The sequence below is a fragment of the Chitinivibrionales bacterium genome, assembly GCA_014728215.1.
Lineage (GTDB): Bacteria > Fibrobacterota > Chitinivibrionia > Chitinivibrionales > WJKA01 > WJKA01.
Map to the genome: position 1 here is coordinate 1 of WJLZ01000014.1, position 24,516 is coordinate 24,516.

At 44.3% G+C, this 24,516-nt stretch carries 20 protein-coding genes; 5 read left to right on the forward strand and 15 right to left on the reverse strand.

The features are described from left to right. Window positions 1-244: 244 nt before the first annotated feature. Entirely contained in the window at window positions 245-523 is a 279-nt protein-coding gene (locus tag GF401_00915; GenBank protein ID MBD3343602.1) for a zinc-ribbon domain-containing protein, read from the reverse strand. A gap of 170 nt (window positions 524-693) precedes the next feature. Here GF401_00915 and GF401_00920 point away from each other — a divergent pair, with 170 nt between their 5' ends. Continuing rightward, window positions 694-1,569 carry a polysaccharide deacetylase family protein gene (locus GF401_00920; GenBank protein ID MBD3343603.1) on the forward strand — a complete coding sequence of 292 codons (876 nt, stop codon included), beginning with the start codon at window positions 694-696 and terminating at the stop codon, window positions 1,567-1,569. Window positions 1,570-1,723: 154 nt separating this feature from the next. Then, a complete protein-coding gene (locus GF401_00925; GenBank protein MBD3343604.1) occupies window positions 1,724-2,791 on the forward strand; it encodes a hypothetical protein in 1,068 nt (355 codons plus the stop codon). Between the two features lie 85 nt (window positions 2,792-2,876). Here the strand turns inward: GF401_00925 and mtnA are convergent, their stop codons facing one another. From mtnA to GF401_00995, 14 genes are all read right to left on the reverse strand, one after another. Then, complete coding sequence (mtnA, locus tag GF401_00930) at window positions 2,877-3,923, reverse strand: S-methyl-5-thioribose-1-phosphate isomerase (protein MBD3343605.1); 1,047 nt, start codon at window positions 3,921-3,923, stop codon at window positions 2,877-2,879. Window positions 3,924-3,929: 6 nt separating this feature from the next. Then, window positions 3,930-6,020, reverse strand: a complete 2,091-nt coding sequence (locus GF401_00935; protein MBD3343606.1) for an elongation factor G — start codon at window positions 6,018-6,020, stop codon at window positions 3,930-3,932. Window positions 6,021-6,373: 353 nt separating this feature from the next. Then, window positions 6,374-7,576: a hypothetical protein gene (locus tag GF401_00940; protein ID MBD3343607.1), complete on the reverse strand. Its 1,203-nt coding sequence runs from the start codon at window positions 7,574-7,576 to the stop codon at window positions 6,374-6,376. Between the two features lie 202 nt (window positions 7,577-7,778). After that, the gene (locus tag GF401_00945) at window positions 7,779-9,482 is read right to left on the reverse strand and encodes a glutamine--tRNA ligase/YqeY domain fusion protein (GenBank protein MBD3343608.1); all 1,704 of its coding nucleotides are present in this window, start codon (window positions 9,480-9,482) and stop codon (window positions 7,779-7,781) included. Window positions 9,483-9,502: 20 nt separating this feature from the next. Continuing rightward, on the reverse strand, window positions 9,503-10,975 hold the full coding sequence (locus tag GF401_00950; GenBank protein MBD3343609.1) for a glutamate--tRNA ligase: 1,473 nt from the start codon (window positions 10,973-10,975) through the stop codon (window positions 9,503-9,505). A 141-nt stretch (window positions 10,976-11,116) separates the two neighbouring features. Continuing rightward, window positions 11,117-11,413 carry a hypothetical protein gene (locus GF401_00955; GenBank protein ID MBD3343610.1) on the reverse strand — a complete coding sequence of 99 codons (297 nt, stop codon included), beginning with the start codon at window positions 11,411-11,413 and terminating at the stop codon, window positions 11,117-11,119. A gap of 115 nt (window positions 11,414-11,528) precedes the next feature. Next, window positions 11,529-12,008: a 2-C-methyl-D-erythritol 2,4-cyclodiphosphate synthase gene (locus GF401_00960; GenBank protein MBD3343611.1), complete on the reverse strand. Its 480-nt coding sequence runs from the start codon at window positions 12,006-12,008 to the stop codon at window positions 11,529-11,531. Window positions 12,009-12,069: 61 nt separating this feature from the next. Next, window positions 12,070-13,641, reverse strand: coding sequence for a hypothetical protein (locus tag GF401_00965; GenBank protein MBD3343612.1), 1,572 nt, complete (start codon window positions 13,639-13,641; stop codon window positions 12,070-12,072). 522 nt (window positions 13,642-14,163) lie between these two features. Beyond that, complete coding sequence (locus tag GF401_00970) at window positions 14,164-14,916, reverse strand: hypothetical protein (GenBank protein MBD3343613.1); 753 nt, start codon at window positions 14,914-14,916, stop codon at window positions 14,164-14,166. 93 nt (window positions 14,917-15,009) lie between these two features. Further along, window positions 15,010-16,920: a response regulator gene (locus GF401_00975; GenBank protein MBD3343614.1), complete on the reverse strand. Its 1,911-nt coding sequence runs from the start codon at window positions 16,918-16,920 to the stop codon at window positions 15,010-15,012. 46 nt (window positions 16,921-16,966) lie between these two features. After that, on the reverse strand, window positions 16,967-17,569 hold the full coding sequence (locus tag GF401_00980) for a hypothetical protein (protein ID MBD3343615.1): 603 nt from the start codon (window positions 17,567-17,569) through the stop codon (window positions 16,967-16,969). Next, window positions 17,559-17,960, reverse strand: coding sequence for a hypothetical protein (locus tag GF401_00985; GenBank protein ID MBD3343616.1), 402 nt, complete (start codon window positions 17,958-17,960; stop codon window positions 17,559-17,561). Before GF401_00985 ends, GF401_00980 begins: the two co-directional genes overlap by 11 nt. A 48-nt stretch (window positions 17,961-18,008) precedes the next feature. Next, window positions 18,009-18,422, reverse strand: a complete 414-nt coding sequence (locus GF401_00990; protein ID MBD3343617.1) for a lycopene cyclase domain-containing protein — start codon at window positions 18,420-18,422, stop codon at window positions 18,009-18,011. A 508-nt stretch (window positions 18,423-18,930) separates the two neighbouring features. Further along, on the reverse strand, window positions 18,931-19,620 hold the full coding sequence (locus tag GF401_00995; GenBank protein ID MBD3343618.1) for an arginyltransferase: 690 nt from the start codon (window positions 19,618-19,620) through the stop codon (window positions 18,931-18,933). A gap of 139 nt (window positions 19,621-19,759) precedes the next feature. Here GF401_00995 and GF401_01000 point away from each other — a divergent pair, with 139 nt between their 5' ends. The 3 genes from GF401_01000 to GF401_01010 form a co-directional block, all read left to right on the forward strand. Continuing rightward, a complete protein-coding gene (locus tag GF401_01000; GenBank protein ID MBD3343619.1) occupies window positions 19,760-21,682 on the forward strand; it encodes a GHMP kinase in 1,923 nt (640 codons plus the stop codon). 35 nt (window positions 21,683-21,717) lie between these two features. After that, window positions 21,718-22,857: an acetoin utilization protein AcuC gene (locus tag GF401_01005; protein MBD3343620.1), complete on the forward strand. Its 1,140-nt coding sequence runs from the start codon at window positions 21,718-21,720 to the stop codon at window positions 22,855-22,857. A gap of 714 nt (window positions 22,858-23,571) precedes the next feature. Continuing rightward, window positions 23,572-24,516 (forward strand): hypothetical protein (locus GF401_01010; GenBank protein MBD3343621.1); only part of this gene is annotated, 945 nt, incomplete at its 3' end.

Below are 24,516 nucleotides of genomic sequence, written 5' to 3' on the forward strand. Positions count from 1 at the left end.
GGCTCCACCTCAACCGGCTCCACCTCTCAAAGAAACCTCCCCTACGGGTAATCAGGCTTCTCCTCAAAAATTTTTTCAGAATAATGACAGTAACAAGCAATACCCGCCCCCGCTTTCCGACCATACAACGGCAGGATCAAATACAGCATACTTGCGCCTAAAAATCAAAGAAGCCCGTTCATACCATAAGAAAAAACCCCAACAGGCCCTCATATCACGATTATTCGGTAAAAAAGATAGATAATTAAAAAAGCCCGCGCAGCAAAAGCAGAATAAAAACAATACAGAGGATTGCGGCTGTCATTAATCGCCAGTTAAGCCTGGTTTTTGATTTTGAATCCGTTGAAAATTCACGATTGAGCAGTTCATCATAGCTCTCGTCATCGGGCAAGTCAATTCCATCGAGATATGTCTGCTCAGACCAGCCGGTCTCATCGTCGGAACCGCAGTACGGGCAGGCTTTCGCATTGTACGGTACTGTTTCGCCGCAGTTCGGACAGGTAAACGTTTCCTTTTTTGTCACTGAAACCTTTCTTTTCTACAATTACCTCTATCGATTAAAATATGATTCGCCCCTATTTCCACCAAATCGAGGTAAAACCTCATTTTATCCCGATCAATTAAGAATAGTATTCTGAACAGAAACTATTTTTATAACTCACCTTTATCCATACAGTAACTGGTGTAACTGGTATGCATCTACTCTGGTATTTAATACTGTCCGCTTTCTTTGTGCCGCTTATCCTCGGATTTTTCGCCACTGCTGTATGGGGCAGAATGTATCAACCTGCGGATCAGCCCGGCGGCATTGTCTTTCACTTAGTAAATAATACGAGCCGGTGGGGCGTTTCATATTATCCTGTTAATAAATTCGAAAAATTCATTGAGATATTGCACCGGAAAGGTATTGTCTCACGCACTCTCGCTGAAAGCGCACGGATAAAAGAATCGGACAAAAATTCTCATTTACCGTTATTCTGCATTACCTTCGACGATGGTTTTGAGGATTTTTATCACTATGTTCTTCCAGTGCTTGAGAAATTTAACGTCAAGGTAACGCTGTTCCCTATCGTTTCATATATCGGAACAACCGCGGCCTGGGATGTATTCCCTTCCCGGGCTCATCTATCAAAAGCTCAACTTCGTGAAATTGCCGACAAAGGCCATGAAATCGGGAGCCATTCTCTTACTCATCCCGATTTAACGATGCTGAATCAGCGTGATCTTGAGAGGGAGCTTACTGAATCGAGATTAATACTTGAAGACATAATAGGACGGAAAGTTATTTCTCTATCATTTCCCTACGGACGATGGAATTCTCGGGTATGGAATACAGCCCGACACTCCGGATACTCGATTGCAAGTCTGTATGGCCGCCAAAGAAAACTCGGTAATAATATATTCCCTATGAAGGGTGCCTATGCTTTCGATTCTGTCGATAGACTTGTTGAAAAGGCCGAGAACTCCTTATTTAACTCCCCCACTACTGCTCAGGCCGTAATCATGCCCCACTTTGCCAAAGGAAGCACCGTCTGGAAATTCAGAAAAGAGTATGAGTTCTTTCATTGAGTAAGTAAACTGAGTAGTTACGCTATATTTTTATTCCCGTTTTTTTCTTGTCTAAGCTCCCGGTCATAGCCTTGCAGAGGGCCAATTTATTATATTTTAGCAGCTAATCGGAACCGAGATCTATTGTAATCTTTTTCATTATGGAGAATTTTCCATGGCACATAAGAGTTTTGCTCTCAAAGAACTAAAGGACATTGCCTCCAAGCACTCATCACTTTCAACTCTGGCTACCGATTCGGGAACGATTCTGATTACAGAGTACGGCGCACGAATACTTGGTCTTTTTCCTGATAATAGCCTGCCGAACTGCTTGTGGGTACCCGAAAAAATCGATTCACTTATGAGCAGTGGAAACTGGTTAGTCGGCGGTGAGCGGCTTTGGATATCACCCGAACGGAATTTTTATTACGAAAATCCCCGCGACTTCGAAGGACACAAAGTTCCACCAGGTATGGACCCTGGGGAATTTTCCAAAACCGACAATCTGGTATTCAAAACTCAGTATCCGATTTTCGACTTCATGAAAAATGAAACCTATGAGGATTGCTTTTCAAAGCGCTCCTTCAAATCAAAGACCGACCCTTACAGTTCGGGCCTTCCTTATGTAGGTGTCGAAATAACCGACTCGATTGGTGTCAGCAAACCCGGTGTCGATATGTGTTGCTGGTCTCTCAGCATGATATATACCTGTGGCGTCGAGCAACCGGGAACGGCATTTTACCCAATCAAAGAAAATGGTACGATACTCAGCTATTTCAACCCGATTCCGAAAGAAAGCGCCGAAGTTATCGGCAATTATGCACGCTTTCGCATTGATGCTGACGGCATCTATAAGTTTGCACTCAAACCTGAAGACATGGTTTTCGAGAACAAAACCAAAGCGGTGTATGTGTCTCCCTACCCGGATTCAGATCAATGGTTTTGTATTATAAAGCGATCTGATGATATGCCTCGAAATCAGGAAGAGTGTATAGACCCTCCCAAGAACAATCCTGAAGGTCCTCGAGGGGCAACACAATCGTATAACAACGGCCCCGGATTTGGCGATGAGCTACTTCCCTTCGGAGAAATTGAGCTTCAACTCAACAAAGGTGTGACACAAGGAGACCAGACGATCAGTACCGGATCGCATGAACTTCTCTGCTACTGCGGCGACAAGGCAAAAATAATTGCGCTGGCACAAAAAGCATTGAATGTTTCATCCGAGCTTCAGCTCTATTGACCATTAGCCCTCCAACACTCATTGGAGTGTTGGATGCATACTGAGGAAGAATGATACACTGAAGAATGCGGGGACAGAAGTTCTTTTAGGATAATAGGGACGCAATCCCTTTATCAAAAGGTGGACAGATAACCCCTTTTTCGGTGATTATTGCAGTTATCAGCGAGAATGGTGTAACATCAAAGGCTGGATTGTACACAGGTACGTTTTCGGGTACAGTTCTCTTTCCAAAACCATTGGTTATTTCTACAGGCTCCCGCTCTTCAATCGGTATCTCTTTACCGGTTTTCATTGACAAATCAAAGGTCGATGAAGGTGCGGCTACATAGAACGGAACATTATGGGCACGGGCAACTAATGCCAGAGGATATGTTCCAATTTTATTGGCGGTATCTCCGTTTGCAGCGATACGGTCTGCACCGACAACAACAGCATCAATTTTGCCCGAGGCCATTACCGATGCCGCCATATTGTCACAAATCACAGTAACTGGAATACCGGCCTCTCTAAGCTCAAAGGCGGTTATCCGGGCCCCCTGAAGAAGTGGTCTTGTTTCGTCGGCATATACCAGGAAGCGTTTACCTTTTTCAGCGCCAATATAGATGGGTGCCAGAGCGGTTCCGTATTCCGATGTGGCAAGACCACCTGCATTACAATGGGTGAGAATGGAGGCGTAGTCTTTTATAACACCAAACCCATGCTCTCCGATCATTCTGCAGCTTCTTTTGTCCTCATCAAGAATTAAATGAGCTTCCTGAAGCAGCGCCTGTTTAATTTCGAGTATGGAAGAACTATCGGCCATTGCTTTTGCTTTTTTGCTCATTCGTTCCAAAGCCCAAAATAAATTAACTGCAGTTGGACGGGCCGAATCGAGGTATCGAACATTTTTTTCTAGATAGGTAATAAAATTCGACAGCGATCTGTCTTCAGGAAAATCGGCCATCCCCAGATAGAGACCATATGCGCCTGCAATCCCGATTGCAGGTGCACCACGTACTTTTAATGTTTTAATTGCATCGTAGATACCGGTGATGTTATCGATGGTACAAAAAGAGAGTTCGTTGGGAAGAAGTGTCTGATCGACGATACGAACCGCACTATCACTCCATTCAATTGTCTTTAATCGGGGCATGTGAAATTACGCGCTTTCCTGTTCGGCTTCCTGTTTAGTTTTTTCAACGATTTTTTTCGTTAAGTCGGGCGGTACAGGCTCATAATGTGAAAATGTTTTAGAATAAAAGCCTCTCCCCTGGGTAAGCGAACGCATTGTTTGTGAATAGGTTGCGATCTCAGACACAGGTACTTTCGCATGAATAGTCTGGTACTTTCCCTTCGGCTCCATCCCGCTGATTTTTCCCCGCCGGGAAGAAAGGTCTCCCATTATATCACCGGTGTAATCATCCGGTACGGTAACCTCCAGATCAACAATAGGCTCGAGGAGGATTGGTGAGGCCATCTCAAATGCCTTCTTAAATACCTCTCTGCCGGCAATCTGAAAGGCGATATCTTTGGAATCAACCGGATGAGTTTTTCCGTCGACGAGCGCGACCTTAATATCGACAATCGGATATCCGGCGATAATGCCTTCAACTATTTTGGAGCGGACACCTTTATCAACACTTGGCCTCAATGGTTGATCAATAACACCACCGACAATTTTATCTTCAAATTCATATCCGGCGCCCCGCTCCATCGGTTCCAAATCGATAAAGACTCTTGCGTACTGACCTGCGCCCCCGGTCTGTTTTTTATGCGTATATTCAACATATTTGACCGGTTTGGTAATCGTTTCGCGGTAGGATATTTTTGGTTGTTCTCTATCTACCGATACCTTGAACCGCCGTTGAAGATTTTCCAGAATGATCTGGATGTGAACATCACCCATCCCGGAAAGGATAGATTGATGGATATCCGGATGGAATTCGTAGGTAAAAGTGGCGTCTTCTTCCTGAAGTTTGTTGAGTCCTACACCAATTTTTTCTTCATCACCCTTGGATTTAGGGCTGATTGCAATGCTGACAAGCGGCTCGGGAAATTCTGTGGGAGGATAGTACATAGTCGATCCCTTGGCGACCAGCGTATCGTTTGTATGGGTATCCTTGAGTTTTAAGACACCGCCGATGTCCCCGAATCCGATTTCGGAAGCCTCAATTTTTTCTTTGCCTTTCATAATGTACAGCGCCCCAGGACGCTCGGCGCCTCCTCTCCGGGGATTCGCCAGATCCTGTCCGGTTGCAGCTTTGCCACTAAAAACACGGAAAATATTGAGTTCACCAACATGCTCTTCCGAAATTGTTTTAAAAACAAAAGCAACAGTCGGCTCTGAAGGACCGCAGTTGGTTTTGGAGGTCTCCTGCCCGTCGGTCAACTCTATCTCTTTGCGGACTTCCGGAGAGGGAGACAGATTTACAATCGTATCAAGCAGGACATCGGCGCCCATGTTTCCGGTTGCGCATACGGAAAGAAGAGGATAAATAAAATTGTTGGCAACACCTTTTGCCAATCCTTGTTTCATCTCATCATCCGAAAGCTCCCCTTTTTCAAAGTAGCTGTTCATGAGTGATTCATCACTTTCGGCAATCGATTCCATAAGAGCCGAACGCATTTTATCGACTTTTTCACTCATATCGGCGGGGATATCGATCTTTTTCCCCGCTCCATTTCCCTCAGAAGTGTATTCGTAGGCCTGACGGGTAATAAGATTAACAACTCCCTTAAACTCCGGCCCCGAACCAATGGGAATGCTCAAAGGAGCGACGGAGGTCCCGAAATTTTCTTTAAGCTGATTTACAATTTTATTGAAATCGACATTTTCTCTGTCGAGGCCGTTGATAACAAAAAAACGTGGTAGATTATTATCTTCAATGAAGCGAGACATAATTTCGGTACCGACTTGAATACCATCAACAGCATCAATCAAAACCAATGCTGTTTCTACAACCCGTAAAGCAGCCTTCGCATCCCCCTGTAAATCGAGAAATCCGGGGGTATCGATCATGTTTATCTTTGTATCTTTCCACTCACAAAAACCAAGCACCGCCGAAATAGTCATTTTCCGTTCTTTTTCGTCGGGCCGTGTATCAAATATGCTTGTGCCGTTGTCCACTTTCCCGAGCTTGTGAGTCGCTTTAGCGGTATGGCTCATCGCTTCCATCAGTGAAGTTTTCCCTACGCCACCATGAGAAACCAAACACACATTGCGAATCGATTTGGCGTCGTATACCTTCATTACACCTCCCTTGTGACGTGAGTACCTGATATAGTTTTACTTTTTAAGAGTTTCGGCCAAGAAACTCAAAAGCTTTCTTTCGGCATTATGCCTATTCCATAATTCGTTCATTTCTTGCTTAAGTGCCGATAGAAAACTGTAGCTGTCTGCTGCAACCGAAGCTGCACAGCACATCAGAACATAATAATATATAAGCTTGTAAAATATACGATGTACGGGTTTGTATTCAAATTAAAAGACAGCGTTTTTCCCGGCATTTGCTACAGGAAATGGAGAATCAGGAAAAATAAGACTACCATGAAATAAAGTGAACGGAAATGAAATTTCCGCAAGTCATTATAACAGCAGCCGGTTTACAAATAGCCCCCGACTTTTCGGTATGCCGATGTTTTAAGCTCCTTCTTGAATTCATCGCCTAATTCTTTAAACATTTTTTCGAGCCCATCAAACATTGTGGCTTCCGCCCCCTGTTTCATCGACGCTTTTACTTTCAGGGTGAAATCTATCTCATTGGTATGGGTACCATCAAAAAAGTGTACTTCCATTTGTGCGATCACATCTTTTTTCGCCACTCCCTGCTGCATTTCATAGGACAGCAGCATCGGCGTTATCACCAGCGATTCACACTCGTCGGCCTGATCCATTTCCTCGCGTGTTACCATCGTAACATGACTGCCGAAAGCCTGATTTACAGCATTCAGAATATAAGTGTTAAGCACCAATTCCTGATATCCATCTGTTTGTATTTTTGAGATATCATCGTCAATTTTCATCCGTTCAACATAGGCTCTTTTGTTACATTGAACCGGTCCAGCTGCAAAAGTCCCCTCGATAGCATCAAGTTTTTTCTCGAGTTTTTTTGTAACGTTTTTTACCGCCCGTTCAACCTGAGCAGAGAGTGCTGTCTCACCAAGCTGCGGCTTCCCCGTCCCTTTTATCAGTACCGAAAAATCGTACGTCTCATTATCAGGATCGGAGTAAAAGAAAAATTCGATTTCCGTCACTCCCCGAGTGATAAATCCTTTTTTCTTCTTTTGAAAGTAATTCATTTTCGGTATAACGACAAGAGCATCACAATTCTTGACAAAGTCGACCTGGTCTTTTTTGACAAGGGTCACTTCGCGTTTGAATCTTTTTTCGAGCATCCCGATCAAAGCTGTATGAATACGTCCCTTCTCAAAGGGGCTGGGGTTGAAACCTACAGTCTTTTCATTGAGTTCCAGTGTCTGAAGAATAAGATTGTTGTTACACTTAATACCCTGAACCGATTCTGCTAATTTGGCAGCCCTTTCCTGCTCTTCTTTTCTTTTTTGAGCCTCCAGTTCGGCTTTTCGCTGGCGTTCTTTCTCTTTTTCGGCGTCCTCTTTTTTCTTCTGTGCCTCTTTTTCCTCGTCGGTCAGTTTCTCCCGATACTGCTCCCGCTCCTTTTCTCTTTTACGAGCCTCTTCTTCGGCAGCTTTATAAGCATCGGGATCGATTTTCTTTTTTGCATAACTCGAAAGACTACTACTGAGACAGATACACCCGATCAAACAGACGATAATGTTTCGATTCACGATCAGCTCTCCTTTCAATCGCTTAAATAACAATTGCTCTGGAGCAAAATTGTCTTTGCTTAAAATATACCGCTTCGATAATTTTAATTAAAGCGGTTCAATAATTAATTTCATTAAACTATAAGGCATTATTGATAATTCATTATTCCTTATGAATCCCCCCCTTAAACAAATATATATATTTTCACCTCTTTTGAATATATTATTTCCCTTTGGCTTTCTGAATCCTTGCCCATACATCTCGAAGCGTAACGGTTCGATTAATGATAAGAGCGTTATCGTCCGAATCCGGATCGACACAGAAATAGCCGACACGCTCAAATTGAAACCGGTCCCGGGATTTGACCGTTCGCAAAGCAGGCTCAAGCTTGCATTCTTTAAGGACTTCGAGTGAGTTTGGATTCACATTCGCCGTATAATCCTGCCCATCTTCAACATCATCGGGATCAGGTTTTGCGAAGAGATGATCATATAATCGCACCTCGGCATCGATTGCATGACCGGCCGAGACCCAGTGGAGTGTTGCCTTAACCTTGCGTCCATCCGGAGCATTCCCGCCTTTTGTTTCGGGATCGTAGGTACAATGGACCTCGGTGATTTCTCCGGTTTGGGAATCTTTGACAACATCAGTACATTTGATAAAATAGGCATACCGCAGCCGGACTTCACGGCCGGGGGCAAGGCGATAAAACTTTTTAGGCGGCTCCTCCATGAAATCTTCCCGGTCGATATAACAAATACCCGAAAACAGAACCTTTCTTGTCCCCCCCTCGGGGTCTTCCGGATTATTAACCGCCTCGAGTTCTTCCACCTGTCCTTCGGGGTAGTTATCGATTATTACTTTTAACGGACGTAAAACGGCCATATAACGGGGGGCGTGTTTATTGAGTTCCACCCTGAGGCAATGCTCAAGTAAGGCAACATCAACGACACTGTCCCTTTTCGCAACCCCGATACGCTCGCAGAAAGTACGAATCGATTCCGGAGTATATCCCCGCCGCCTGAAACCACTGAGGGTCGGCATCCGGGGATCATCCCACCCATTCACATATCCTTCCCTGACAAGACGGAGCAGCTTCCGTTTGCTCATAACAGTATAGGTAAGATTAAGACGGGCAAATTCTATCTGCTGAGGATGATGAATTCCCAACTGATCCAGGAACCAGTCATACAGCGGGCGGTGATCTTCAAATTCCAGAGAACAGAGTGAATGAGTGACTCCTTCAATGGAATCTTCCAATCCATGGGCCCAGTCATACATGGGATAAATACACCACTCATTGCCGGTTCTGTGGTGTGTCATTTTCTGTATCCGGTACATCACCGGATCCCGCATATTAATATTTGGAGAGGCCATATCTATTTTTGCCCGTAAAACATGAGAACCGTCGGGAAATTCTCCATTTTTCATCTTTTCGAAAAGCTCAAGATTTTCTTCAACCGATCGATTTCTAAAGGGACTCTCCTTCCCCGTCTCGGTTAATGTACCTCGATATTCCCGTATCTGTTCGGCGTTAAGATCATCGACATAGGCGTTGCCTTTCTTGATCAATTCGACAGCCCATTCGTACATCTTACCGAAATAGTCGGAGGCGAAAAAAACACGCTCGCCCCAGTCAAATCCCAGCCAGGCGACATCCTGTTTTATCGAATCAATATATTCCTGTTCTTCTCTTGATGGATTGGTATCATCAAACCTGAGATGGCATTCTCCACCGAATTCTTCGGCCATTCCAAAATCGATACATATTGCCTTTGCATGGCCAATATGCAGATAACCGTTCGGCTCCGGAGGAAAACGGGTTACAACCTTGCCGCCAAAGCGGCCGGATTCATTGTGTTCCTTGATAATAGTCCGAATAAAATTCGAAACAGGTGCATTCTCAAGATTTGCGGCGGTATTCATAAATATGTATCTCTTTCTTTTCAGCTTTTATTTTCTTTTATCCAGGAAATTGCATTATGCATCCTTTTAGCAACCGTCTCTTTTCCCAGTGCCTCGAGCAGTTCGAATAATCCGGGGCCGAAACTTACTCCACTCACTGCAAGACGTGTCGGATGGATCAGTTTTCCACCCGAGACCCCGGCCTTCTCGGCATATTCCCTGAAAATATTCTCGAGGCTCTCCTGCGTGAATATATCGGACGCTTCAATTTTATCGCAAAGCACTTGTAAATGCTTTGCAGCATCGGGTTTAAAATGCTTTTTGGCAGCTTTTTCATCATACCCTTCAGGATCTTTGAAGAAATAAAATGAATTATCGATACAATCGGTAATTTTCTTAGACCGGTCTTTCATCAGAGCGATTACTTGCTCCAGATATTCATCATTTTCATCAGCATTGCGGTCGATAAAGCCCTTTTCTTTCCAGCCTTGTATGATATCACCCTTAATCGACTCTACGGACCGTTGAGCCATATATTGCCCGTTCATCCATTCCAGTTTTTTTTCATCAAATACCGATGCTTTAGGTGATACTCTTTGAAGTGAAAAGGCGGAAAAGATCTCCTCTTTGTTCATTATCTCTCTATCATCACCGGGCGCCCATCCTAAAAGAGAAAGAAAATTAAGCAACGCTTCCGGCAAATATCCTGCCCGGCAATAGTCCAACACCGAAGCCGCACCTTTGCGCTTTGAAAGCTTACCACCGTCGGAGGATAATATCACCGGCATGTGGGCAAATTCGGGAGGAGTCCATCCAAAGGCCTCATACAGCAAGATGTGACGAGGGGTTGAGGCTATCCATTCATCACCCCGTAAAACATGGGAAATTTTCATCAGATGATCATCAACAACATTTGCAAGGTGATAGGTTGGAAACCCATCGGTTTTCAGCAAAACCAGATCATCAAGCTGATCGCTCTCGTAGGTTATCTCACCTCGAACAGCATCGTTAAACACGACAGTTTTACCAAGCGGCACGTTAAGCCGGATAACACAGGGGGTGTTTTTTTCCAGGAGTTTCCGTCGCTCGGATTCCGAAAGGCTCCGGCAATGCCTGTCATATCCGATTTTTTGTTTTTCGGCCTGCTGTTTTTCCCTGACTTTTTGAAGGCGCTCGGGGGAACAGAAACAGGGATAGGCATTACCGCTTTCGACAAGCTGCCCGGCATATTGCTTATAGATATCTCTTCGCTCCGATTGGACATAGGGGCCATAGTCTCCGCCAACATCAGGCCCTTCATCCCACTCGATTCCCAGCCATTTTAGACTGTCGAAGATCTCTTTGCATGCGCTCTCCTGATATCTGCTCTGATCGGTATCTTCGATACGCAGAATAAACACGCCGTTGTTATGCCGCGCAAAGAGATAATTAAACAATGCCGTCCGGGCACCGCCTACATGCAAATAGCCTGTTGGCGAAGGGGCAAAACGTACGCGAATAGTTTTTTCCATTATGTCTCCTCCAGGGCTCCGTAACCATACATATTCCAGTAAGAGATAGAAAATAAGTTCTGGTTGCGCAGCTCACTGAAGGATCAGATGATTATTCGATTGTGCCCGGGCTCAACCCGGTGAAAGACATATTCCGGATGGTTTTCAGGCTGTAAGGTTTATTGCTCCCCTGGTGGGTTCCAGGGGTTGAGGAGATTTCCGATTTGGATCATCATCATCAAGCTTTTTTGTTATATTGATCTGTTCCCGTCGGATTTCTACCTTATCTAAAGTTTCAGTCCGTCCAGACCCCGATCGTGGGTTTTCTGCCTCCGAGGCTCTCTCCCTGTTTCGATCATCGGTATTCCTGCTCGTTTCCGTTTTTTTGTCGGTACCGTCGGTTCGGCCGGAAGTATGCAACTGTGCAGCCCCATCATTGGGTGGTATGGAATCTACCGGCATAAAAGACCTCCCTTGTATAGTAATAATTATACCGGGAAAAGGGCTTTCATGTCAACCCCAATGACCTGATAGACAGGTTTTTATGTGGTTTGTCTTAATAATTAGAGATAGGGGCTTATTTTTCTGTTTTGATCGCAGTAACCACGGCGATAGCCATAATCCCTTCTCCCCGACCATAAGCGGTTAACCGTTCTCCGGAAGTTGCCGTTATTCCAACATCCGAGGGGGTGAGAGAAAATAGTGATGCAATCGATTCTTTCATGGCATCGATATGAGGAGCCAGTTTGGGAATCTTGGCCTCAATCGAAATGGATACATGCACAACAGCGTATTCTTTGAGACATCCCAGCGCCTTTTTGAGATATTTTTTGCTGTCTTTTATCCCCTTTTTCATGCACATTTCATCGGCAACCGCACCCAGAATGTTTACCCCTGTAATGCTCGAAAGCGCATTGGTAAGCGCATGGAGAACAACATCACCATCACTGTTGCCTTGAAGCCCGAAACAATCGGGGATCGTAAACCCTCCCAATACCAGATTTTTGGGAACTTCCAACTGAAAACGATGGGTATCATGTCCAATTCCTGTTTTAATCATGCTTTAAAAATAAGTTTGAGAAATCTCAAAATTCAAACGGCAAGGCTCAAGCCTCCATTCAGGAATCTTCTTTGTTAACAACATGGTTAAGCAGACTGTTAACCCGCATCACCGCACTTTTAATCGAACTGTCAAGAAAATCAAACTGGCCGCTCATTTCCGTACAGATATTTCCCAGAAAAGTCAGCAACTGACTTGTGGCTGCAGAATCCAGATTGAAATATTTGAACTGCCTTTTCTGCTTGTTTAATATCTCAAGCATTTCTTCCAGTGACTCCAGGGATTTAACCGATTTCAGGGAAACCGCAATCTTCTGGGTTTCATCCAGTATTTGCCTGCATTCATGAAGACATTTTCCGGATAACTCATCCCACTTCTTTGAAACCCTTTCGCGAACAATATTTTCCTCATGTTCCACCAATGCCAGCATTATTTCTTCTTTATGCTGATCGGCAACACGCTTTTTTATTTTACCGGTAATTACCCCCACTTCTTCACGGTAAATCCGCTCTTCGAATTCTTTGCGTAATTTCGGTCCCTCCTGATCGAGCAATCGTTTTTTTTCGTTCTCAATTATTCCTTCCAATTCATGCTCTTCGATCCTCCTTCGTTCCCCTACCGCTATTTCATCATAGATTTTCCGGTATATATCAACTTTTTCATTGTTCTGGATTTCCTCTCTAATGCGCCGGTGAAGGTCTTCTTTTTCTAAGGCATATACAGCATCGGTTTCTTTTGCAGAAACCGTCTCCTTTATCCTTTGTTCGAGTTTTTTCTTTTCCCGGTCAAATATTTCGTTATAATAATTCTCTTGAATTTCCTTTCTCAATTCTTCTTTCAGTTTATTCTTCAAAGCCTCCCGCATTCCTTCTCTTTGCCGTTCGCGCTCCAGATCAGAATCATCGTTGTTATCATTTTCATCATTTTCCAAACTCCTGCTCTTTTTAAGGGCAAGAAGAACAGCAGCCAGGATTAAAATCGCTATAAGGCCGACAGCAGCAACGACCAGAGCATTCCTGTTCATCCTAACAAAATCAAGGAAAGTTCTGTTCCCGACGTCTTTTTTTCTTTCAGAATATAACGAAGAAATCTCGTTACTCTCTTCCTCCGCCTTTTCGGATATTTGTTCAACCCACAACTGATGCAAACTGTCACAGAGCTGTAAGGTAAGCGACTTTTGTCCTTTATAAATGATTTTGTTATCAATACGCGCGCAGGTATCATTCCAGTTTCGGCTGTATAATTCTTTTTTATCGAGAATGATTCTGAAGGGCCGTTTATTGTGTTGGGCATATGTCCGAATTAGATAATCCAGATCCAGAACGGCCAGAAGCACTCCACCGAACCGGATTTTATTCTCCGGGGTTGTAATTTTTATCGGCAAACCGATATGCTGAACGATTTTTCCTTCCAGCTCCACTATCTCGCCATAAAAAGAATCCATTGACTGCCGGGGCGCCATATACCATTCCTTACCACTGATATCGCGGTATTTCTCTCCTGGTGGAGTATCACGTATAGCTTCATTAACGACCAGTCCTGCCGAACTTGTCCGGAGGAGGGTGTAAAGCGCAGGGTTATCCTTCAATACACGGCGAAACAGCTCACCTGCCGGAGCCAGTTCTTTCATTTTTATTTCGGGTTGCGAATAGATTGCCCGGACAAGGGAGTCCGCCCGCCAAAACATTATAGACAAATAAGAAGAAGAATCGCCGGCGAACGAGAATTGCATCAATGTAAATAAAAGAAAACCGCACCCGTGTTTCACTCCTCTCCCCCAAAGAACAGAAGCTATCTCACCAATGCTCCCGCCAGTCGATCGAGCGGGATGAGCCCATCTGCTTCGTTGCTCAATCGTTGCATACGCCCGGTATGTGCCGACCTCGCGCCTCACAGATGACCTCGCCGCGCTCCGATATCCTCGGTCCGCATTTATGATATGGCTTCCATCAAAATTTCTTTCATCCATCAAATCAAGCCCTAGCTGACAAAGTGGCAATAAACTGAGTTTGATTATACCATTTCGCCAAAAAGCTTGCAAGGAAGGGTATACAGGAAGCTGTTTTGTCAGGTGCCCCCAAGGCCCTCACATCGGTTCAACGAGGGAGGGTTCGCCTGTGTAATATTAGTGTGAAAGTAAAATGTTCGGTAGTTATGGACACTCAATTTTTTCCAGGTGCGGGGGCTTATAGCTGAGGTCAAGTCCCAGAGAATCCATTACTTTCTCTACTTTGGAGATAATTTTTTTGCCGGTCATTTTTTTATCGGCAATCATAAAGACCGAATAAACGATCCGGCGAACAAGAACATTCTCTCCGCCGGTATCATGACGATTTTCAATAATAACGCCACTCTTTCCGGAAACGATCTGTTTTGCATTATTCATAATATCCTCTTTACCGGTATATTTTGAAAATCCACCCTCATGAAAATTCAATGTAACGGTATAGTTATCATCCATTTTCTCCGGCTTTTCCAGATTGAAATCTTCAAGTTTTTCCCAGAGATAATCCGATCTCATCAGGCGCTGTTTATAGTCCTTTGAACTGCCGGGAACCGAAATCATCAGATCGGATTCGGTAAACCCTCGATACTGGACAAGAAAAAGGATTTCAAAGCCCAGATCTTTCAGGATCGCGACAGAAAGGGCCGATAATTCTTTTACTCTGAAAAACACCTTACCTTTGGCGGCAAATTTCTCACATGATTCATAGGGGCCCCGGCGTTGCATGGAATCGTCGATTTCACGGGCTTTTTCTATGGCATCCCAACCGAGGGTGTCATAGGAAATATCGGCAGTTTCCCACCATAGCTTCTTCCCAAGCATCGTCCCTGCAACTGCCCGCGGACTTCCATGAGCCCACATAATGGTCAGGCACAGCATCAAAACAATCTTCTGCAGCATATATTTGAGTTCCCTTCTCATTTAAAGCATACTAATAAAATGATTTCCGGCAAAGGAGTAATGGTAATCTGTAATCACCAGAACAGAGATTCTTCATTGGGATTCAATACTGAGGAAGGATTCGATAGTGGTCATGATCTGGTTTTCTGAAAAGGGTTTCTGAATAAATGCAACACGCTCCAATTTAAGAATGTCGGCATACTCACCGTCAGGATTATATCCTGAAATGAGAACAACAATCAATGATGGGTTTATTTCTCGAATTCGATAAAATGTATCTCGCCCGTTCATTTCAGGCATAATCATATCCAAAAGCACAATATCGACATCGTCGGCATGTACTGACAGGTATTCCAGAGCTTCAATGCCGTTATCACAGGTGACAACAGTATACCCCCGGGCTTCCAGTGTTTCTCCAGTCATATTTCGCACCGCTTCTTCGTCTTCAACAATAAGAATTCTTCCGGAAATAAACGACTTTCCTCCAACTGCAAACCAGCCGGTTTCCCGACAATTATCTTCAGCGGCAAGAACGGGAAAATAGAGCGTAAAACTCGTTCCTTTCCCCAGAACACTTTGTACTTCGACACATCCCTGATGATGCTTTGCACAGCCATAGACAGCGGCCAGTCCCAGACCGGTGCCTTTCCCCTTCTCTTTTGTGGTAAAAAAGGGCTCAAAAATATGGTCCATGGTATTCCGGTCGATACCTGTTCCTGTATCGGAGACGGATATTGCGATATAGGTACCGGGTTCCAGGATAAAAGAATGCCCCAGTAATCTACTTCGGGCAACCATTTCGATCCTGGTAGCAAAGGTCAAAACTCCACCTTTTTCCGCCATTGCATCTCTGGCGTTAATTCCAAGGTTAAGAAGCGCGTTCTGTATCTGAGTCGAATCACCGGTTGTTGTCGACGGTCTGGCATTGAAATCCAGATTTATGGAAACGCGCTTATCAATTGTTCGTTCTAAAAGTGCTACTACTTCACGAATGATCTCATGAACGGCGATTGCTTTCGACTGGAACTTCCCTTTCCGGGCGAAAACCAGAAGCTGGTTGGTGAGTTCGGCTGCCCGGGAACCGGCTTTCCGGATTTCCTGAACATAACCGAGCAATGATGATGCTTCATCGAGTTTGATTTCGAGCAGTCCTGCATATCCCGTAATGACCGTAAGAAGGTTATTAAAATCATGGGCAACACCGCCGGCAAGGTGCCCGATCGCCTCCATTTTCTGGGCCTGAAACAGTTCCGACTGAAGCTTGGAACGCTCTTCCTTGGCCTTCTTCTGCGCTTCACTTTTCAATGTCCGCTCAGTTGCAAGGGCATCAGCCAGTTTTTTATTAACGCTGTTGAGTTCATCGGTCCGCTCATCAACTTTTCTTTCTAATACCATATTGGCATGTTTGATTTTTGCCAGGAGTTCGGCAAAATATTTCTGGAACAAAAGACTTACAAATGCCGTAGCCCAGATAAGAAACAAGGCCGTTGAAAAGTGGCTTTCGACTCCCGAAGTATCTGGTGAACGGGCAAAATAATCAACCAACGGGGGCAAGAAAGTGAAGAGATCGGTAAAAAGTGCAATCGAAAAAAGCAGAAGGGTATAGAAAAATGCCCAGAGAAAAGCTGCGCGTTTACCAAGAAAAAGCCCTGCCATCAACACATTGAAAGACAGCAGATAGCTTGCATCGGTTTTCCCGGTATATACCAAATAGTAGGACGAAGTAAGCGTGCTACAGATCAGCACCAGGTATACCGCCGGTGCAAGTTGCTTTCGCAGCACCAGTCGATAGGACAGAAAGGTAGCGATAACAAACAAAAACGAAATCCCGATAAGCACCGGTTCTCCGAATACTGTAAAAAAGAAGAATATGGGTATTAAAAATGCAAGCAGGAGAACAGAAAGCAATTTATAAAATGCGTTCAATTTCCATTCTATTATCTGATCGTGATGACTAACAGCCGGAGAAAACAGCAGACGGGAAATCTTGTGTCTCAACTCCATCAAACCACCTGTTTACAATTTACACACAAAGAATATATTGATTGTATCACAAATGGGGGTCGAAATCAAACTCTTTTTGCCAGTATCGCACAAAGGTAGGAAAAGTTATAGAGAAAAAAATCGAACCGATCACCCCTTCAAGCGGGTAGTGTATCACCGGGATGATATGGGTCCACCCGGCAATACTGCTGTAAGTCCAGAGATGAAAGATATTCATGCCCACATATTCATTCGCAATAAACCAGAGCGGCCCGACAAGAGCATCACAAAGTATTATCCGCTTGTCGAAAAGCTTTACCATGTTTTTATTGAAGAGCTTTTTGTAAAGAATTCTCGAAAAATAGAGAAAATAGGTAAAACTATATCCCCAGCCCATAATGACAAAAACAGAAATATCTTTATAGATATACACCTTCATGGAGTAATCCCAATAGGCTTCAGTAAGATACTCAACCGTCGCCCCCACGATCATCCCTGTTATCAGATCGCCGGTAATATCCTTATGGATTACAAATTTGAAAAGAAGCCAGGTTGCAATAAATGTACCGGTTGCCAACCATTCGCCAAAACCCATAAGGGAGACATTCGCCAGAACATAGATCCCAAGGACGGTAAAAAAGAGAATACCAAAGATCCTTTTAGCGGTCATCGTCCTTCTCCTTTGCGAACCTTGTTAAAAACAGATGAAAAATCATCACCACAAAAATCGGGGGGAACAAATAATAAATCAGCGGCTCTTCAATGGGAATACTCCATATCTCGAATCCCAGAATGGCGTTTTTGTTATACACCCAGTGACCGATCATTACCGAATTGTGCTCTACAAACAGAAGAGTAAACTCAAAGAGCGCCACCAGACACAAGCTTGATTTCCAGCACATGTTTTTTACATGTTTGCGCATGAATACGATAAGAATTATAAAGGGGATAGAAATAATCATCCACCAGGGGCGCTTTATTCCCCGTGTATAGGTTGGTTTACTGTCGATATCGGTTGTGACAGGATAAGTATGATCGCCGTCAGTATGATCATCCGGCATAAACTGCCTCCTTCAACACATTAAACGAGAGGTGGTACATGTTCTCGACTAGGTGCCTGATACCCTTGAAGGTTTAAAAATATTGCGAAAGTAGAGGTATACCATCAGACAAAAGGGTGTCGCTCCGAACCAGAAAAGAAATTCTTCTATCGGCGCACCCCAGATTTTTATTCCCCAGAGCTTATGAATATCCTCATGAAAGCCCCAGATATCGAGATATAAACAGAGATATTCGAAAAGGAAAGTCACCGGAATCATTATCAATGTAGTAGCCCAGAATGCTTTTTGCCGGGCAGAAGATATCTTTTTGCCAAGGGACATAGAAACATAGAGGAGTATGGCCGGTATCCAGAACAGAATAATAACCGACCAGCCGTAATTGGTATTGAAAAGCTTAATCGGCACAAAAATAAAGAGGATCGCATAAATAAAAGGAATGATCACGGCTCCGATTTTACTCATTCACCCTCCTCCTTACATTCATTATTTTTCCCACTCTTGTCCAAAATAGAACGCTGATTACGCTGATCATGCCGGCATTCGCTAATCAGAAAACTGAATATTTTAAAAAATCAGCGATAATCGGCCAAATTGGCGTCATCGGCGTTCAACAATCAAGATAATTGTATAACGTAAACTTCGATTCATTACGAAAAAAAATCGGACCATATTCACTGCGATGTCGGTTATTTTCGATATTTCAATTTATTTTGGACAGCACTGATTTTTTCCAGTAAATCATTATGGACAATTCCATTTGTGGTATAGTAACCGGTATTTCATGTTTCAAACACGTTGTTCTCCCCACCGGCCTTGTTAACAGACTACAATATAATCATTGAACACAACAAAAGAAAAACTGGCGGGGATAGGGCCGTTTTCTCAATTTTTCTCCACCATACCGGCTCTAACGAGCCTGGTTTCCGTTTCCCGGTTGCCGGAATTGCATAGTAAATTCGCAACAAATCCATTATCCTTCCCTCCACTCTCCTGTCTCCCAGTTCATTTTCTGATTGGGTTTATACCGGTCTTTATACTCCATACTCGCATTTTCTTCGATCCAGTAACCGAGATAGTAGTAGTGAAGTCTTTGCGTTCGGGCATATTCGATTTCTCTGAGAACACTCAATACGCCGGGTCCCCGCTTGCGTTCTTCAGACAGGAAAACAAAATAGATACTGTTGAATGCCTTGTCCGATTTATCCAGAAACCCGACTCCGAAAAGCTTATCTTCGATATAATATTCCGATTGAAAGGAAGGGCATGATGGAACATAGAACGACTCGATAAATTCATCTTTTGTTGTTTTCTTTCCGAATCGAGTCTTTGAATGATCACTATATATTTCATACACTCGATCTGAGTATCTGAGCGGATTAAACTGGAAGACGACATTTTTATTCCGGTTACGGATTTTTTTCTGGCTTGAACTCAGACTGAATGTCTGCACAGGAACCCTGATAGGAATACATGCTCTGCAGTTCGGGCAGGAAGGACGGAAAAAGTATATTCCGAATTTGCGCCATCCCCGCTCGAGAAGAGTGTCCAGCTCCCCTGAAGAGACATCACCGGCAAAAAAACAGGCATACTGAGCGGTTTTTTCGGGAAGGTAAGGACACTGGAAAGGTTGACTGATAATTGGATTTTTATAAAATATCATATATTAGAAAATACAATGGGATTCTTGATACCATAAATGCGAAGCATCGGTGTGAACGTTATGCTGTATCAAAGCTTCAACAGAAATTATTTTATTTTTCTTTGAATGATATTGTTTTCCACCTCAGGAGTATTTCCTAATGAAAATATTTGTTCCGGGCAGAATCTGTTTATTCGGTGAACACACCGACTGGGCCGGTGGTTACCGGCGTATTAATGGTGAACTTGAAAAGGGTTATACAATAATAACCGGTACCAACCAGGGCCTTCACGCCGAAGTAAAACCGCATCCATCGAAACTCATATTCAGTTCGACCTTGAGCGATGGTACCCGCAAAGGACCATTCGAGATTCCGATGGAGCGGGATGCGCTTTTGGCCGAAGCTGAAAAGGGTGGATTTTTCAGCTATGTCGCCGGTGTTGCCTATAATGTCATGACCCATTACCGGATCCGGGGGATGGAGATCGACAACTACCTCACCGACCTTCCGATAAAAAAGGGGCTCTCCTCCAGTGCGGCGCTCTGCGTGCTTGTGGCACGGGCTTTTAACCGGATCTATGACCTGAAAATGACCGTTCGAGGAGAAATGGAATACGCCTATCTCGGTGAAATTACAACCCCTTCCCGTTGCGGCCGTATGGACCAGGGTTGTGCCTATGGGGACAGACCGATTCTCATGACCTTCGATGGCGATAAAATCGATGTCAAAGAGATGCGGGTACCCAAAGATATCCATTTTGTTATTGTTGACCTTTGTGCAGGTAAGGATACGAAAGAAATCCTGAACAGCCTCAACCATTGTTATCCCTTTGCGGAAAATGAACTTCAAAAAAATGTGCAAAAATATCTGGGCAGTATCAGTGCCGACATAACACAGCAAGCCCGTGAAGCGCTCGAAGAGGGCAATGCGGCAAAACTCGGGGCGCTCATGGTTGAAGCTCAGCAGCAATTCGACAAACATCTTCAACCCGCATGCCCTTCACAGCTTACCTCACCGGTCCTCCATAAGGTCTTGTCATACGGACCGATACAAAAACTGGTCTACGGAGGAAAAGGGGTCGGTTCTCAAGGTGACGGCACTGCTCAGTTTGTTGTGAAAGATGAAGATTCTCAGCGGAAAGTTATGGAAATTCTGGAGCGTGATCTAAACGTAGAATGCCTGAAATTAACCCTCCGGTCGAGCCGGAGAGTACGGAAAGCGGTTATCCCGGCTGCAGGTTTCGGCACTCGCCTGTTTCCGGCATCGAAAGCATTAAAAAAGGAATTGTTTCCTGTTATTGACCGTGACGGACGAGCCAAGCCCGTTATCATGGCTATTGTTCAGGAAGCCGTAAATGCCGGAATCGAAGAAATCTGCCTGGTGGTTCAGAAAGACGACCGTGAGCTTTTCGAAGAGTTTTTCTGTACGCCACCACCAATCGGTAATTTCCGGAAACTCTCGAAGGAAAACCAGGAATACAGCAGCTATGTGCTCGATCTTGGCCATCGCATCCACTTTGCCGTACAGGAGACCCAGGATGGATTCGGCCATGCAGTATATTGTGCAAAGGAATGGGTCGGTAATGAACCCTTTCTTCTCATGCTCGGTGATCATCTCTATGCATCGGATAATGATGTCTCGTGCTGCAAACAGATGATCGATTCCTATGAACGAAGTGGTGAAAGCGTGGTGGGACTGAAAGTCACCCCCGGCGATCAGATCAGTAAATTCGGGTGTGTCACCGGGGCATGGAAAGAAAAAAAATCATTGATGTCGATCACCGAGTTCAGCGAAAAGCCGACGCTTGAATATGCCCGTGAACACCTTCATGTTGAAGGTATGAATGATGATTCTTTTTTCACCGTCTTCGGCCAGTATATTCTTCAGCCGGAAATATTCGCCTATCTTGAGGAAGCGATTGACAACAATATTAGGGAAAAAGGAGAATTCCAACTGACATCCTGTCTCGACAAACTCAGGCAGGAGAAGGGATTCACCGGCTATGTCGTTAAAGGACGGCGATTTGACATTGGTGTGCCTGAAGCCTATCGGGAGACGGTGATTGATTTTCGAAATGCGTAAGAGGTCCGGCAAAAGAAGGATAAACGATTAGAAATATGAGTTTTACAAAAACAGCATTTATTCATTCGGAAGAAATCGAACGGTACCATTATCCCGACATGTGTCCTTTTAAAACAGAACGTGCGGGAATGACAAAGTCGCTGTTGAAATCCATGGGACTTTTTGGCGGCGGCAACAGCTTTGAGGCTGCTCCTGTGGCGATTACGGAAAAGGAAGCCAACCAGTTTCACACCAAACGATATCTTAATATTCTGAAACGGATATCCACCACCGGCGACATGAAATCCGACGATTTCTTTTACGGATTAGGGACTGAAGAAACGCCGGTATTTTATGATCTTTTCCCCTATTCCATGCTTGCCGCCGGAGCCACCGTTACCGGTGCCCGCCTGCTCTTAGAAGGGGCTGCCGGACGGGTGTTCAATCCATCAGGGGGATACCATCACGCACTCCCCGAAAAAGCAGGTGGTTTCTGCTATATTAACGATATCGCACTCGGCTGCAAAACCCTGGCAAAGGCCGGAAAACGGGTCCTCTGTCTCGACCTCGACGCTCATCACGGTAACGGCACGCAGCATGCGTTCTATAAAAACAGTGATGTTTTCACCATTTCAATTCATGAAAGCGGCAAATCACTCTACCCCTGGGGTGGCTTTGAAGATGAGATCGGTGAAGGCAGAGGGGCCGGATACAATGTCAATATTCCGATTCCTCCCGGCACCGATGACGATGCCTATTTATTTATTTTCGAAACTCTGGTTCCGCCTCTTATCGAATTTTATGATCCTGATGTCATCGTCTGTGAAATCGGCATGGATATCCTTGCCGGAGACCCGCTTACCCATCTGAACATGACCAACAACGTGTTTGCCGAAATCCTGCCTGATATTATGCAGCTCAACAAACCCATGCTTGTCACCGGCGGCGGCGGCTATATCCCCCGAAAAACCGCCCGCGGATGGGCCCTGGTCTGGACTATCCTTAATGACATGGAATCGGCAATCGAAGAACCTCTGGGTATGGGCGGCGTCTTTTTGGGAAGCAACGAATGGCAGGGAGGCCTCCGGGACATGCGGGTCTATTCACGAGGAACAAAACATTCCAGAATCCATACGGAAATCGCAGAAACAATCAGGAAAATCGAATCGACGGTTTTTAAGATGCATAAGATTTAATTCGCACACCGGTGTTTTTCCTGTCGACATGACCGTCACATGGATAGCCTCCCAGGCGATACTGTCGATATAAATGCTGTCATGTGCTGTTTCGGCAACAGCGCTGCGATATAGTTGCTGGTGAGATAGAGCTTCGACAGGTTACTCAAATCGCCGAAAGCATCATGTATTGCAGCCAGTTCATTGAATCCACGATTAAGCGAACTCAGTTTTGTTCAATTGAACTGTGCCGGCGCTTTTTCTCACTGGTATCCGCCTTTTCAATTTGCTGTTAAAGCATACCCCTTAATTGGTGAAACCGCTGTGAACGGGATCACACGCCTGCAAAATGGCATAAAGCATGATATGAGAGAGTAGCGCTAAGGCATTGTATTTGTAGTCGTTATACAAAGCGGAAACAGAATTTCCGCTCTTTCATTTTATCCGGCTGGAAGGCTTACAATCGGTACGGTTGCCGTTGTGCCGTCGATGAAACCGCCTGCGGAGAAATACGAACAAATAATAGAAAAATGATCAACAAATCGTTTCAAATATATTTTGACACAAAAAGCAAGCCGGATTTATATTAATTTTCCTGCCAGGCTAAGGATTCGAGGGAGTGCTAATAAAAGCCGGAAATGAAATATTCGCTCTTGACAGATTTTTAATTCTTCAAATACTTTCATATAGCATTTTATTGCTACGTTAATTAGCTAAAACGGAAAGGTTCTCATAATGGCCAAGAAAACATTAATTCCGTTTTTCATCTGCATATTCACCTTAGCGGTAGTTTCGATCGTTTGCATGAATGATCCATTGAATCCAATTGACAATCCTGATAATTTTTCTTTCTCTGTTATAAATTTGACCGGCGATACAATATGCACGGCTGATTCTGTAGGGATTGAGATAGCCGTTAATCTTATGAAATTTGTTGAGATGATTCTTGTGGATCACAATAGTGACGGCATGTATGAAGATACTCTTTATCCGACATCAGAGCCGACTGAAGACACTATATCTTACCGTTTTCTCTACAGTTCGCTTGCCGATACAGGGGTTGTCATAATAGGGCTAAAAGCAATCCTGAATGAGCAGAATATTGAGCAAACTCGGCAAATTGCGGTGTATCTGTACCACAAATATGCCCCGGCCTTCACCGCAGCTCCCGAATCAACATCATACAGTATTACCGACTCTATTGTACTCACCTATTGCGCATATGATAAAAATGGCGACCCCGTTGTTTTCTTTATTAATAACATATCGGAATTTGACCCTCTCTGGCTTGATACCTCATCTTCAGATTCTTCGTTTACTGTGGTATTTTCACCTGACACAGCAGGTATTTTCAGTTTTCAAATAGCTTTATCGGACGGACGGGACACACTGTTCCACATGACAACGTTTGCCGTGACCAATATATTCACTGTCACATATAATAAAAACGATTCAGCCGCAGTCGGTACAATGGATTCACAAAATATCACCGGCGGTTCTTCTGCAAATCTTACGCTGAATATTTTTTCCAAAACGGGCTGGAATTTTGCCGGATGGGCAACTGTCGCCGACGGCCCGGCTCAATACAGCGACGGCGCGAGTTTTACCATGGGAACGGAAGATGTAACGTTATATGCAATATGGAATCAGAATCCGGAGCTCGCGATAACTTTCAATAAA

Excerpts from the sequence above, each read along its gene's own strand:
- GF401_00920 (MBD3343603.1), top strand. The coding sequence starts at position 694 with ATGCATCTACTCTGGTATTTAATACTGTCCGCTTTCTTTGTGCCGCTT.
- GF401_00925 (MBD3343604.1), top strand. The coding sequence starts at position 1,724 with ATGGCACATAAGAGTTTTGCTCTCAAAGAACTAAAGGACATTGCCTCC.
- mtnA (MBD3343605.1), bottom strand. The coding sequence starts at position 3,923 with ATGCCCCGATTAAAGACAATTGAATGGAGTGATAGTGCGGTTCGTATC.
- GF401_00935 (MBD3343606.1), bottom strand. The coding sequence starts at position 6,020 with ATGAAGGTATACGACGCCAAATCGATTCGCAATGTGTGTTTGGTTTCT.
- GF401_00945 (MBD3343608.1), bottom strand. The coding sequence starts at position 9,482 with ATGAATACCGCCGCAAATCTTGAGAATGCACCTGTTTCGAATTTTATT.
- GF401_00955 (MBD3343610.1), bottom strand. The coding sequence starts at position 11,413 with ATGCCGGTAGATTCCATACCACCCAATGATGGGGCTGCACAGTTGCAT.
- GF401_00965 (MBD3343612.1), bottom strand. The coding sequence starts at position 13,641 with ATGAAAGAACTGGCTCCGGCAGGTGAGCTGTTTCGCCGTGTATTGAAG.
- GF401_00970 (MBD3343613.1), bottom strand. The coding sequence starts at position 14,916 with ATGCTGCAGAAGATTGTTTTGATGCTGTGCCTGACCATTATGTGGGCT.
- GF401_00975 (MBD3343614.1), bottom strand. The coding sequence starts at position 16,920 with ATGGAGTTGAGACACAAGATTTCCCGTCTGCTGTTTTCTCCGGCTGTT.
- GF401_00980 (MBD3343615.1), bottom strand. The coding sequence starts at position 17,569 with ATGACCGCTAAAAGGATCTTTGGTATTCTCTTTTTTACCGTCCTTGGG.
- GF401_00985 (MBD3343616.1), bottom strand. The coding sequence starts at position 17,960 with ATGCCGGATGATCATACTGACGGCGATCATACTTATCCTGTCACAACC.
- GF401_00990 (MBD3343617.1), bottom strand. The coding sequence starts at position 18,422 with ATGAGTAAAATCGGAGCCGTGATCATTCCTTTTATTTATGCGATCCTC.
- GF401_00995 (MBD3343618.1), bottom strand. The coding sequence starts at position 19,620 with ATGATATTTTATAAAAATCCAATTATCAGTCAACCTTTCCAGTGTCCT.
- GF401_01000 (MBD3343619.1), top strand. The coding sequence starts at position 19,760 with ATGAAAATATTTGTTCCGGGCAGAATCTGTTTATTCGGTGAACACACC.
- GF401_01005 (MBD3343620.1), top strand. The coding sequence starts at position 21,718 with ATGAGTTTTACAAAAACAGCATTTATTCATTCGGAAGAAATCGAACGG.